At 72.4% G+C, this 12771-nt stretch carries 12 protein-coding genes; 8 read left to right on the forward strand and 4 right to left on the reverse strand.

Going from position 1 to position 12771, the window contains the following annotated elements; genetic code table 11:
• The first annotated feature begins 487 nt into the window (after window positions 1-487).
• The 6 genes from ACIF9R_RS32385 (at window position 488) to ACIF9R_RS32410 (ending at window position 6546) form a co-directional block, all read left to right on the forward strand.
• Entirely contained in the window at window positions 488-1453 is a 966-nt protein-coding gene (locus tag ACIF9R_RS32385) for a lytic polysaccharide monooxygenase (protein ID WP_399986004.1), read from the forward strand.
• Between the two features lie 265 nt (window positions 1454-1718).
• Window positions 1719-2729 carry a substrate-binding domain-containing protein gene (locus tag ACIF9R_RS32390; protein WP_399985972.1) on the forward strand — a complete coding sequence of 337 codons (1011 nt, stop codon included), beginning with the start codon at window positions 1719-1721 and terminating at the stop codon, window positions 2727-2729.
• A gap of 51 nt (window positions 2730-2780) precedes the next feature.
• Window positions 2781-5180: a nitrate- and nitrite sensing domain-containing protein gene (locus ACIF9R_RS32395; RefSeq protein ID WP_399985973.1), complete on the forward strand. Its 2400-nt coding sequence runs from the start codon at window positions 2781-2783 to the stop codon at window positions 5178-5180.
• Window positions 5177-5608, forward strand: a complete 432-nt coding sequence (locus ACIF9R_RS32400; RefSeq protein WP_399985974.1) for a roadblock/LC7 domain-containing protein — start codon at window positions 5177-5179, stop codon at window positions 5606-5608. The genes ACIF9R_RS32395 and ACIF9R_RS32400 overlap by 4 nt, the downstream gene beginning before the upstream one ends.
• 1 nt (window position 5609) lies before the next feature.
• On the forward strand, window positions 5610-5963 hold the full coding sequence (locus ACIF9R_RS32405) for a DUF742 domain-containing protein (RefSeq protein ID WP_399985975.1): 354 nt from the start codon (window positions 5610-5612) through the stop codon (window positions 5961-5963).
• The gene (locus ACIF9R_RS32410) at window positions 5950-6546 is read left to right on the forward strand and encodes a GTP-binding protein (RefSeq protein ID WP_399985976.1); all 597 of its coding nucleotides are present in this window, start codon (window positions 5950-5952) and stop codon (window positions 6544-6546) included. The genes ACIF9R_RS32405 and ACIF9R_RS32410 overlap by 14 nt, the downstream gene beginning before the upstream one ends.
• 54 nt (window positions 6547-6600) lie before the next feature.
• Here ACIF9R_RS32410 and ACIF9R_RS32415 read toward each other — a convergent pair whose 3' ends face one another.
• The 4 genes from ACIF9R_RS32415 to ACIF9R_RS32430 all read right to left on the reverse strand — a co-directional run bounded on the left by ACIF9R_RS32415 (window position 6601) and on the right by ACIF9R_RS32430 (window position 10234).
• On the reverse strand, window positions 6601-7557 hold the full coding sequence (locus ACIF9R_RS32415) for an ABC transporter substrate-binding protein (RefSeq protein ID WP_399985977.1): 957 nt from the start codon (window positions 7555-7557) through the stop codon (window positions 6601-6603).
• A gap of 147 nt (window positions 7558-7704) precedes the next feature.
• On the reverse strand, window positions 7705-8370 hold the full coding sequence (locus ACIF9R_RS32420; protein WP_399985978.1) for an ABC transporter permease: 666 nt from the start codon (window positions 8368-8370) through the stop codon (window positions 7705-7707).
• Window positions 8367-9068, reverse strand: coding sequence for an ABC transporter permease (locus ACIF9R_RS32425; RefSeq protein ID WP_399985979.1), 702 nt, complete (start codon window positions 9066-9068; stop codon window positions 8367-8369). Before ACIF9R_RS32425 ends, ACIF9R_RS32420 begins: the two co-directional genes overlap by 4 nt.
• A complete protein-coding gene (locus ACIF9R_RS32430) occupies window positions 9065-10234 on the reverse strand; it encodes an ABC transporter ATP-binding protein (RefSeq protein ID WP_399985980.1) in 1170 nt (389 codons plus the stop codon). The genes ACIF9R_RS32425 and ACIF9R_RS32430 overlap by 4 nt, the downstream gene beginning before the upstream one ends.
• A gap of 323 nt (window positions 10235-10557) precedes the next feature.
• Between ACIF9R_RS32430 and ACIF9R_RS32435 the strand changes: the two genes are divergently transcribed.
• On the forward strand, window positions 10558-11247 hold the full coding sequence (locus ACIF9R_RS32435) for a response regulator transcription factor (protein WP_399985981.1): 690 nt from the start codon (window positions 10558-10560) through the stop codon (window positions 11245-11247).
• Window positions 11248-11285: 38 nt separating this feature from the next.
• Window positions 11286-12728, forward strand: a complete 1443-nt coding sequence (locus ACIF9R_RS32440) for a sensor histidine kinase (RefSeq protein WP_399986005.1) — start codon at window positions 11286-11288, stop codon at window positions 12726-12728.
• Window positions 12729-12771 lie beyond the last annotated feature (43 nt).

A 12771-nucleotide genomic window follows, 5' to 3' on the forward strand; every position in this document is an offset into this window, starting at 1 on the left:
TCCCCGTAAACCGCGGGCGGGGGGCGAAAAAAAAACAAGCGGGCCGTTTATACTTGGGGGCCGGGGGCGGGCCCACAACACGCGGGGGGCCCCCCGGGCCCCCCCCCCCCCGGGGGCGCCCCGCCTGCTCGTGAGGGCACCCCCCGCGGGCCGGCCGTCACGCGGCCCGGGCCCCGATGCCGCACCCCGCGCCCACGGCCTCCGGTGCCGTCGGCCCTCTCGGCGGAGGCGTACGTCCGCCGCGGGGGTGGCCGGGAGCTGGTCCGGCCCCGCTCGAACGATAGGCAGCGCGCGGGCCGGCGGGATACGGGGGAAACCCTCGATCAGGCCCGGAACCCACCCTCGGCGCCCGCCGGTTGACCAGGAAGTCGACCAGGAAAGGGACGCTGTGCCCCGCATCGGCGCGCCGGGTGAACGCGCCGCGCGGTTCATCCGTACCGCATCGAGGATTCCACGCGTGCCCGCCCTGCCGAAGGAGGCGTTCCGGATGTCCCGGACGACCGCACACCGCACCGCGCTCACGGCGGCTCTCGTGACCCCGCTGCTGCTGCCGCTGTGGACGGCTGGGCCCGCCAGGGCGCACGGGGCGCCGACGGATCCGGTGAGCCGGGTGGTGGCCTGCTCACCCGAGGGCGGCGAACGCGCCGGGTCGACGGCGTGCCGGGCCGCCGTCGCCGCGAACGGCGCTCCGTTCACGGCGTGGGACAACCTGCGGGTGGCGGGCGTCGCCGGCCGGGACCGGCAGCGGATCCCGGACGGGCAGCTGTGCAGCGGAGGGCTGCCCGCCTACCGCGGCCTCGACCTCGCCCGCGCCGACTGGCCGGCGACCCGGGTGGGACGCGGCGCGGCGCTGCCGATGACGTATGTCTCGACGATCCCGCACGCCGGCGCGTTCCGGGTGTATCTGACGAAGCCCGGCTACGACCCGGCGAAGCCGCTCACCTGGTCCGACCTCCCGGAGAAGCCGTTCGCCGAGGTGACGGACCCGGCCCTGACGGACGGCGCCTACCGCTTCCGGGTGACCCTGCCCGCGGACCGGTCGGGGCGTCATGTGCTGTACACGGTCTGGCAGAACAGCAGCACCCCGGACACCTACTACTCCTGTTCGGACGTGGTGTTCCCGGAGGCGGAGACACCGGCGGCGGGGCAGCCGGACGGCGGGAACGCGGCGGGTGGGAAGCCGGACGCGGGGACGACGGACACCGGTGAGCGGGAAGCCGGGAAGACGGACACCGGGAAGACCTCGGCGTCCCCGGCCTCGCGCCCCCGGCTCTCGGGCGCCCTCGCCGGGAGCACCCCGGCGCCCCGCGCCTCCGAGCCCGCGAGCACTCCGGCCGCCCGAACCTCCGCCGCTCCCTCCGGTCCCTCCGCCCCGCTGCTCGCGGGCGGCGCCCTCGCCGTCCTGGTGCTCACGGGGGCGGCCGCCCTCGCCCTGCGGCTGCGCCGGCGCTGAGCCCCCCCGCGCACGTCCGTGGTCGGGCTCCCGGCCCATACCGGCCATTCGGTCCGCAAACCCCGGCACGGCGCCGACGTCTTCACGGTTCATCACAATGCGGCAGCATCAGCTCACTTCACGTGGCCTTTCACTTGACTACCGGTGGTCGCACAGGGTTGGCTCCGGGCCAGTGAGAGTCACCCGGTCGGCCCACGCTCCCCGCCACGGCCGCCCGCGCTCTCCCCTGCTCTTGCTCGGCCGCACTGCGAGGTCCGCTCTCCTCATGAACACGTCTCTCCCGTCCCGCCGCTTCCCGAGACATCGCCTGGCGGCCCTGGCAGCCACAGTCGGCCTGTTGGTGACCGGCTGCTCCGCCTTCGGCGCGGCCGACGACTCCTCGGAACCGGACGACGCGAGCGGGCCCGGCGCCGGAGGGATGAAGGTCACCCTGGTCACCCACGGCAGCGAGGGCGACGCCTTCTGGGACCGGGTCAGGAAGGGCGCCGAGGCGGCGGCGGCCAAGGACGGCGTCAAGCTGACGTATGTGAGCGACCCGGACCCCGCGGGGCAGGCCGAACTGGTCCGTGAGGCGGTCCGCGACGGAGCCGACGGCATCGCCCTGACGCTGGCCAAGCCGCAGGCCATGGAGGCCCCGGTGAACGAGGCACGGGCGGCGGACGTCCCCGTCGTCGGGCTCAACTCGGGTATCGACGCCTGGAAGCCGGCGGGGCTGCTGGAGTTCTTCGGTCAGGACGAGAGCGTCGCGGGCCGGGCCGTCGGCGAGAAGCTGAACGGCCTGAAGGCCGAGAACGCCCTGTGTGTCGTCCACGAGCAGGGCAACGTCGGGCTGGAGGCCCGCTGCGCCGGAGTGAAGACGACCTTCGACGGGACCATCGAGAACCTCTACGTGGACGGCACCGACGAGCGCGCCGTCTCCGGCATCATCACCGCCCGGCTGCGGCAGGACCCGACCATCGACCAAGTCGTCACCCTCAGGGCGGACTTCGCGCTCACCGCGATCGAGGCCGCCGCCGAGGCGGGCAGTGACGCCGATGTCGCCACCTTCGACCTCAACGAAGAACTGGTGGACGCCGTGCGCGGCGGCAACGTGCAGTTCGCCGTCGACCAGCAGCCCTATCTGCAGGGCTATCTCGCCGTCGACGCCCTCTGGTTGTACCGGACCAACGGCAACATCAGCGGCGGCGGGGTCGCGCCGGTGCTGACCGGACCGGCGTTCGTCACCAAGGCCAACGCCGACGCGGTCGCCGGGTTCGCCGCCGGCGGAACCCGCTGACGGGCCGGATCGTGCGCACTTCCCCCGTCACCCGACCGCTCTAGGACCACGATGTCTCCACGGACAGGTGCCCGGCGCCGTTTCGGCTCCATTCGCCTCTCGCTGTTCCTCCTCGCACTGGTGCCCGGAGCCACCCTCGCGGGCATCTGGGGTCTGACGACCATCCAGATGTTCTCGGAAGGTCTCGAGCTGCGCGCCCAGACCGAACTCAGCCGGTCCACCGGCGCGATGGGCACACACGCCGCGCTCGCGCTGCAGCAGGAGCGCAGGCTGACCGCCGCGTGGCTGGCCGGCCCGGACCGCTCGCGGACCGACCTCGACGCACAGCGCGAGAGGACGGACGCGGCGGTCGCGAAGCTGGCCGGGCAGACCGACGCGATCGCCGAGGCGCCGGCGCGTGTCTCGGACCGGCTGTACTCGGTCCTCGGCTCGGTGGGCAGCCTCGAGTACTACCGGGACCAGGTGGACGACCCCGGCGACATCACCGCCGAGCAGGCGCTGGCCCAGTACACGTCGATCGTCGACGACCAGATCCACGCCTTCCGGGAACTCTCCCAGGTCGACGACGGAGACCTGACCTCGCAGGCCCAGCCGCTCATCGCGCTGGAGCACGCGGCCGAGCTGATCTCCCAGGAGGACGCGCACCTCACCCTCGCCTGGCCCGACGGACGCCTCGACGCGGAGGGCTGGAGCGAGTTCGCCAAGCTGGTCCACACCCGCCGCTGGCTGATCCAGGACCAGATCGTGCCGTCCCTGACCGGCGAGACCAAGATCCGGACCGAGGAGATCCTGCAGAGCCCCGAGTGGCACGCCCTGGAGGCGGTCGAGGACCAGGTGCTCGCCACCGCGGCGGAGGGCAAGGACCGCAGCGTCGAACTGCCGGACCTGCGGGAGCGGTGGGACACGGCCATGGACAAGGTCGGCCCGCAGTACGCCTCGATGATCCGGCAGCAGACCGACGCCCTGCTCACCCGCAGCGCCGACGAGGCACGCGGCCTGCTGGTGACGGCCGCCTCCCTGAGCGCCGCCGGGCTGCTCGCGCTGCTGCTGTGCGTCGGTCTGTCCTGGCGCATCACCCGTTCGCTGTCCCGGAGGCTGCGCGGTCTGCGGATGGCCACGCTGAGTCTCGCCGAGGAGCGGCTGCCCGACGTGGTGGCCCGGCTGGAGCGCGGCGAGAAGGTCGACGCCGAGGCGGCCGCTCCCCCGCTGGACTACGGGCACGACGAACTGGGGCAGGTCGCGAGCGCGTTCAACACCGCGCAGCGCACCGCCGTGCACACCGCGGTCGAACTCGCCGACACCCGGCGCGGATTCCAGAAGATCATCCTCGGCATCGCCCGGCAGAGCCAGAACCTGGTCAACCTCCAGCTCAGCAAGCTCGACGCGCTGGAACGCCGGCACACCGATCCCGAGGTCCTCAAAGGGCTGTACGAACTGGACTCCACAGCGAGCCAGTTGCGCCGCTACGAGGAGAACCTGGTCATCGTCAGCGGTGAGCGTCCCGGCCGGTCCTGGAGTGAGCCGGTCGCCCTGATCGACATCGTACGCAGCGCGGTCGGGGAGGTTGCCGAGTACCAGCGGGTGGAGGTGCTCGCCGAGGAGGAGGTGTCGCTGACCCCGCCCGCAGTGGCCGACGTGATCCACCTGCTGGCCGAGCTGATCGACAACGCGACGGTGTACTCGCCGGCGCCCAGCCCCGTCGGGGTGCGGGCGGCGATGGTCGCCAAGGGCCTCGCCGTGGAGATCGAGGACCGGGGCCTCGGTATGCCGGAGGAGGACTACGACTCTCTGAACGCCCAGTTGGCGAAGCCCCCGCAGTTCGACGTGGTGGCGCTCGCCGACGACCTCCGGCTCGGCATGTTCGTGATCTCGCAGCTGGCGCACCGGCACGGCATCGCCGTCACCCTGCGCCCGTCGCCGTACGGCGGGACGACGGCGATCGTGCTGATCCCGCACGAGATCGTGGTGCGGGACGAGCCGGGCGGCGACGGCGGCCGGGACGCGCCGGACACCGAAGCCGTGCCGGACACCGCGGCCGGTGGGCGCGAGGAGGCCGCCGTGGGCCCGCGAGCGGACGCGGGCCCGCCGGCCGCGACGTCCCGGTCGGCCGGCGCCGTACGGACCGCCCCCGCGCCGGCCGCCCCGGTGCCCGCCTCCCGCCCGGGTGGTCTCACCCCGCTCCCCCGCCGGGTGCCGCAGACCAGCCTGGCCGCCGAACTGCGCGAGGAGCCCGACCCGGACGCCGTGCAGGAGCCCTGCGACGACTTCACCGCGGAACGTGCCGCCTCCTCCCTCGCGGGCTTCCAGCGCGGCACCAGCCAGGCACGGGACGACGGAACCGGCGACGCCGACGAGGCCGTACCGGCGCATGTGCCCGCCACCACCGCCGAGTCCACGACTCCGCCCGCCGACCGCCGACCGCCGACCGCTCACGAAGGAACACCGTCATGACACGCCCCACCCCCGCCACCCATACCCAGCTGGACCAGCTGCTGACCGGACTCGTGGAACGGGTCGCCGACGTGAACCAGGCCGTGGTGCTCTCCGAGGACGGGCTGGTGGTCAGCAAGTCCACCGGATTCCTGCGGGACGACGCGGAGCGTCTCGCGGCGACCGCGTCGGGTCTGATGAGCCTCAGCAAGGGCGTCAGCATGGACTTCCGTGGCGGTCCGGTGCGCCAGGCGCTGATCGAGATGGCGCACAGCTATCTGATCCTCACCTCGGCCGGTCCCGGTGCCCACCTGGTGGTGCTGACCGGGCCGAACGCGGACGTCGGCGTGGTGGCGTACCAGATGAACATGCTGGTGAGGAAGATCGGCGAGCACCTCAGCGCGGCGCCACGGGAGGCCTCCGGGCCCGTCGTCGACCCCGGCGTGTGAGGTGGGCGGAAGCGACTCGGCCGGCCGGCTGGTCAGGCCGTTCACCCTGACCGGCGGCCGGACCCGGCCCAGCCGCGCCGACTTCGAGCTCATCACCACGGTGACGGCGGTGGATCCGCAGCCCGAGGGCGCGGCCCGCCCGCAGCCCGAGCACCTGCGGATCCTGCGGCTGTGCGGCCGGCCGGTCGCGGTCGCCGAGCTCGCCGCGCGTCTGGACCTCCCGGTGAGCGTGGTCGTCATCCTGCTCTGCGATCTGCTGGAGGCGGGCCGGATCACCGTCCGCCCGCCACGCCCCGTCACCACCCCGGATCCGGACCTGCTGCAGAAAGTGAGGGAGGGCCTTGACCGGCTCTGACACCACCGCTCAGACGTCCACCGGCCGTGCGGCACCCGACGCGGTCAAGATCCTGATCGCCGGTGGCTTCGGCGTGGGCAAGACCACCATGGTCGGCTCGGTCAGCGAGATCGCCCCGCTGCGCACCGAGGAGCCGCTGACCCTGGCGGGACTCGACGTCGACGACCTGGAGGGCGTCGAGGAGAAACGTGCCACCACGGTCGCCCTGGACTTCGGCCGGATCACCGTCTCGGACGATCTCGTGCTGTATCTCTTCGGCACGCCGGGGCAGCAGCGGTTCTGGTTCATGTGGAACGACCTGGCCCTCGGCGCGCTGGGCGCGGTGGTCCTGGTGGATGTGCGCCGGCCCAGGTCCAGTTTCGCCGCGATCGACTTCTTCGAGCGCCGGGGCATCCCCTTCGTGATCGGCGTCAACGGCTTCCACGGTGTGCATCCGTACCCGGTGGAGGACATCCGGGAGGCGCTGACGCTGCCGGAGGGCGTGCCGGTGCTGCTGTGCGACGCGCGGGAGCGGGAGTCCAGCCGGGATGTGCTGATCGCGCTGATCGACCGGCTGATCGCGCAGGCGGCCACGGCGGACTGAACCGGCCGTGGGGTGCGGCCGGTTCAGTCCGCCGCGCCCCGGGGCACGAGCTCGCTAGTCCAGTCCGGCCGACTTCAGCCAGGCCTTGGCCACGTCCAGCGGGTCCTTCTTCTCCAGTTGCACCTGGGCGTCGAGGTCGAGGAGGGTCTCGGTGTCCAGTGCCGCCGATACGGCGTTGAGCGCGTCGACGCCCTTCCGGGGGAGCGCGTCCTTGTGGACCAGCGGGGTCACGTTGGCGAATCCGAAGAGGTTCTCCGGGTCCTTCAGGACGACGAACTTCTCCTTCACGATGGTCGGGTCCGTGGTGAAGATGTCCGCGGCCTGGACCTCGTTCTGGGTGAGCGCCGCCTGGGTGAGCGGGCCGCCCGCGTCGAGGGCCTTGAACGACTTGAACTTCAGCCCGTAGACGGCTTCCAGGCCCTTGAGCCCCTGCTGCCTGGTCTGGAATTCGGGTGAGCCGCCGATCACCAGGTCCGGTGCTATGTCCTTCAGGTCGGCGAGGGTCGACTCGGCGGTGAGACCGTGCTCCTTGGCGGTCCGGGCGTTGACACTCACCGAGTCCTTGTCCTCGGCCGGTGACGACTCCAGCAGCGCCAGCTTCTTGTCGAGCTTCGCCCTGACGGCCTCGTTCACCGCGTCCGTCGACTCCTGCCGGGCCTCGGGGTCGAGGTAGGAGAGAAGTGCGCCGTTGTACTCGGGCAGAACCGTGATGGAGCCGTTCTTCATCAGGCCGTACGTCGTCTCGCGGCTGCCGATGTTGTGCTTGTAGCCGACCTTGAGGCCCTTGGCGCGGAGCGCCTCGCCGTAGATGTCGGCGAGCAGCGTGCTCTCGGCGAAATTGTTCGAGCCGACGACGACGGTGCCCGTCTCGGCCTTCTCCCCGTCCAGGGGGTTGTCGGAGGTGCCGCCGGAGGAACAGCCCGCGAGCAGGGCCGCCGCGGCGATGAGCGCGGCCACCGCCGCGCCGGTGTGCCTCGTCCTGGACCTGCTGCTTTTCGCGGTAGAAGTCATTCGCCGATCCAATCCAGCCGTTTTGTGGTCAGTCAAGAACATGGTGGTCACGGTTTGTCACATACATGGGTCCGGAGCGTCAGTTGGAGGCATCCGGAGCGTCGGCCGGGACCGGTCCGGTGCCCCCGCCGGCCCGGGTCCGGGGCGTCAGCGCCTGCGCACGCCGGGCGAGACCACCAGCCGTCCGGCGGCCCAGAACAGCGCGAGGGTGACGAGCGCCAGGACCGCCACGAGGGTGGCGCCGCCGACCACCTTCTCGTAGTCGCGCTGGTACAGCCCGTCGATGATGTACCGGCCGAGACCGCCGAGACTGACGTAGGCGGCGATGGTGGCCGTCGACACGATCTGGATGGCGGCCGACCGCAGTCCGCTGAGCATCAGCGGGAGCGCCACCGGCACTTCGACCCGGAGGAGGATCCGCGACTCGTGCATGCCCATGCCCCGGGCCGCGTCCACCGGGGCGGGGTCGAGGGAGCGGACCGCTTCGTAGGTGGTCACCAGGATCGGTGGGACGGCCAGCACGACCAGCGGGATCATGACGGGCAGCAGACCGAATCCGATCAGCAGGACGGCCAGCACGAGCAGACCGAAACTGGGCAGGGCCCGGGCGGCGTTGGCGATGAAGGCGATGGCGTTCCCGCCGCGCCCGGTGTGCCCGGTCAGCAGGCCGACGGGCAGGCCGATCCCGGCGGCGATCGCGAGGGCCAGCAGCGAGTACTGCACGTGCTCCCAGAAGCGCTGCGGGATGCCGTCGTAGCCCTGCCACTGGGCGCCGTCGCTGAAGAAGGCGTGGACGAAGTTCAGGACGTTCACCGGACCGCGCCCTCCGGGGTGGGCGCGCCCCGCCGCGCGGCGGGCTGCGGACGGGTGCCGCCGCGCGGCATCCACGGGGTCAGCAGCACCCGCAGCAGGACCAGCAGAGCGTCGCACAGGGTCGCCAGGACGGCCATCGTGAGCACGGCGTTCACCGCGAGCTCGGGCCGGTCGTACTTCTGCGCGGCCGCGAGCAGGTTGCCGAGGGCGCCCTGGTTGCCGATCAGCGCGCCGACACTGACCAGGGAGATGCTGGAGGCGGTGGCGACCCGGAGGCCGGCGATGACGGCGGGCGCGGCGATCGGCAACTGCACCTGGATGTAACGCCGTACGGGACCGAAGCCCATGGCGGTGGCGGCGGCGAGGGTCTCGTCGGGCACCGAGCGCACGCCGTCGACGATCGCCGGGACCAGTACCACGAGGCTGTAGAGGGCCAGCGGGATCATCACGGTGAGTTCGGTCTGGCCGGTGTAGTCGATGAGGACGACGAAGAAGGCCAGCGAGGGGATGGCGTACACCACGGTCGTCACCCCGAGCACGGGCGGGTACAGCCAGCGGAGGCGGCCGCACAGCAGCGCGAGCGGCAGCGCGAGGACCAGTCCGGCGGCCACCGGCAGCAGGGCCTCCCGCAGGTGCAGCCCGATCAGACCGAGCCAGCTGTGCTGGAGGTCGCTGGGGATGTCGAAGAAGCCGGTCACGGGGCTACCCCGGCCTTGTCCTTGTCCTTGTCCGTGTCCGTGTCCGTGTCCGTGTCCAGGTCCGTCCGGCCCTCGGTGTGGGCGGCGCGGATGGCCTCGCCGATGGTCTGCTGGGAGACCACACCGGTCACCCGGCCGTCGTCGTCCACGGCGACCGCCCACCCGGTGGGCGAGAGCACGGCGCTGTCGAGAGCCGCCCGCAGCGAGTCGGCACCGGGCACGAACGGCCTTCCGTACGGCAGCAGTCGGTCGGTCCCGATGTCCCCGGCGGCCAGCTCGTCGCGGCCGGCCCAGCCGAGCGGGCGGCCGTCGGCATCGGTGACGAGAAGGTGGGGCGCCGCCCCGGCCGCGGCGATCCGCTCTGCCCCCGCGTCGGCCGGGATCACGGCGTCGGTGGTCAACTCCAGTGCGGCGGACGGGAAGAAGGACAGCCGGCGGATGCCGCGGTCGGCGCCGAGGAAGTCCTCCACGAAGCCGTCCGCGGGGGCGGACAGCAGTTCGGCGGGCGGCGCGTACTGGGCGAGCCGGCCGCCCTCGCGCAGTACGGCGACCATGGTGCCGAGTCTGACCGCCTCGTCGATGTCGTGGGTGACGAAGACGATGGTCTTGCCCAGCTCGTCCTGGATCCGCAGGAGTTCGTCCTGCAGCCCTTTGCGCACCACGGGGTCCACGGCCGAGAACGGCTCGTCCATCAGCAGCACCGGCGGGTCCGCGGCGAGCGCCCGCGCCACGCCGACCCGCTGCTGCTGGCCGCCGGAGAGCTGGTACGGGTACCGCTTGGCCAGCGTGCTGTCCAGCCCCACCCGCTCCATCAGCTCCGCCGCCCGCTCCCGGGCCCGCTGCCTGCCCCAGCCGAGCATGCGGGGGACGGTGGCGATGTTGTCGACGATCGTGCGGTGCTGGAAGAGGCCGGCGTTCTGGATGACGTATCCCATGGACCGGCGCAGGGTGGTGACGGGTTGCCGCCGGGTGTCCTCGCCGTCGATGAGGATCGATCCCGCGGTCGGTTCGACCATCCGGTTGATCATGCGGAGGGTGGTCGTCTTGCCGCAGCCGGAGGGTCCGACGAGGACGGTGATCGAGCGGTCGGGAATGTCCAGCGACAACCGGTCGACCGCCACCGTGCCGTCCGGGTACCGCTTCGTGACTGCATCGATCCGTATCAAGGCGCCGAATGCCCTTCGGGTGGCGGATGTTACTGAGCGGAGCCGCGCGCACTGCCGCCGTTGATGGTAAACGGCACCACTGACAGAACCCCGGAACCCGTGCCCCGGCCGGGGCGGGCTACGCCGCCATCTGCCCCGATTCCGCCGGGGGAAAACCCCGCTGCGCGCCGCACGCGGATTCCGGCGCCGGAGGGCCGGCCGGTCCGTGCCGTACCGGCCGGAGCTGTCGATCCGCTGTCGGTCGGCTTTCAGGTCCTTGTCGATCGGGACGTGGACGCGCACCGGCCGGTGGCACGGGAAGCCGGGTGCCGCAGTATGGGCAGGTGGAAAAAGTACGACTCCTCGTCGTGGACGACGACCCGCCGATAGCCGACCTGGTGGCGACGGTCGCCCGGTACGAGGGCTGGGAGGCGGTCACCGCCCACTCCGGTGAGGAGGCGCTGCGCCGCGCCGCCGACTTCCGCCCGGACATCGTGGTGCTGGATCTGATGCTGCCGGACGTCGACGGTTTCGGCGTCCTGGACCGGCTGCGGCGCTCCGGGACGATGGTGCCGGTGGTGTTCCTCACCGCGCGGGACGGGGTCGCCGACCGGGTGGCCGGGCTGACCCGGGGCGGGGACGACTACCTGGTCAAGCCGTTCGCCGTGGAGGAGCTGATGGCGCGGCTGCGGACGGTGCTGCGGCGCAGCGCGGGCCCGGGGTTCCAGCGGGCGGTGCTGCGGGTGGCGGATCTGACGATGGACGAGGACACCCGTGAAGTGCGGCGCGGGGAACGGCTGCTGTCGCTGACGCCGACCGAGTACGAGGTGCTGCGCTATCTGATGCGCCGCTCGCCGACCGTGCTGACGAAGGCGCAGATCCTGGACCACGTCTGGGAGTACGGCTTCGGCGGCCGCTCCAACGTGGTGGAGCTGGTGGTCAGCCGGCTGCGGCGCAAGCTGGACGACACGGGTGAGCCGCTGATCCAGACGGTGCGGGGTTTCGGGTACGTGATCCGGCAGGCGCCCGAGTGACCGCGTCTCTCCGGCCGCTGCGGGAGACGTACCGCGGGATGCGGCTGGGCACCCGGCTGACGCTGGGGCTCGGGGTGCTGTCGCTCGCCGTGTTCACGGTCGTCGGCACCGCTCTCACCATGTACATGCACGACTATCTGGAACGGCAGCTGAGCGACCAGCTGAAGCTGATCCAGACCGTGCAGGCCAAGGACGCGGCGGCGCACGGCACGGTCCGGCGGAAGCCGTACTACGGCTGGTACACGGCGGTGTACGACGTCTCCGCCTCCGGCGACGCGGTCACCCTGCGCAGGCCCTCCGACGTGCCCGACGACACCCGGGCGATGGCCGAGCTCGCGCGGGCGATGGCACGCTCCGGCACCGAGCTGACGCGCACCGCGCGGATCGACGGGGAGGGCACCTACCGGCTGCGCGGCTGCGAGGTGGAACCGGGGGTGGTGCTGGTGAGCGCCGCTCCGGTGAAGGACGTCGAAGAGACCGTGGAGCAGCTGGTCACGGTGCAGGTCGTGGTGTTCGCGCTCGCGCTGTCGGCGCTGGTGGTGTCCGGCCGGCGGATGCTGCGGCGCGGGCTGAAACCGCTGAGCGACATGGCGCACACCGCGCACGGCATCGCCTCGCACGATCTGAGCGAGTCGGCGGCGCGGCTGCCACTGCGCGCGGACGGGCGGGACGGAGGGCTCGAGGTGGCGGAGCTGCGCACCGCCTTCAACACGATGCTGGAGCACATCGACGACTCCCTCGCGGTCCGCGCGGAGGCGGAGCTGCGGTTGCGCCGCTTCGTCGCGGACGCCTCGCACGAACTGCGCACCCCGCTGATGTCGGTACGCGGCTACGCGGACCTGTTCCAGTACGCCGCCGCCAACGAGCCCGCCGAACGCGAACGTCATCTGGCCCGGCTGCGGGCCGAGGCCGCCCGGATGGGGGTGCTGCTCGACGATCTGCTGCTGCTCGCCCGGCTGGACGCGGCGGAGGTCGAGACGCCGCCGCTGCGTCCGGCGGAGACCGATCTGGTGGAGCTGGTCCAGCAGGCGGCCGACGCGTTCCGGGCGGGCCATCCGGGTCATCCGCTGACGGTGACGGCCGATACCGGCCCGCTGGTCCTGCGCCTCGACCCGCAGCGCATCCGGCAGGTCCTGGACAACCTGCTCACCAACGCCGCCGTGCACACCCCGGCCGGCACCCCGGTGTCGGTGGCGGTGTCCGTGGCGGTGTCCGCAGCCGGTGACCCGGAATCCGTCCTGGTGCGGGTGACCGACGCGGGCCCCGGCGTCCCGGCGGAGGACCGGGAGCGGGTCTTCGACCGCTTCTACCGGGTCGACAAGGCCCGCAGCCGCGACCGGGGCGGCAGCGGGCTGGGCCTCGCGGTCGCCCGCTCGCTGATACGGGCGCACGGCGGCCGGATCGAGCTCAGCGGCGCACCGGGGGCGACCGTGTTCACGGTACGGCTGCCGCTGGGCGGGGCGGGTCTTACGGACCGGTGACGGGACCGGGCGCGGTCCCGCTGCCGGGCGGGGTACGGGCCTA

This window comes from Streptomyces sp. NPDC086080 (assembly GCF_044540255.1).
Taxonomy (GTDB): Bacteria; Actinomycetota; Actinomycetes; order Streptomycetales; family Streptomycetaceae; genus Streptomyces.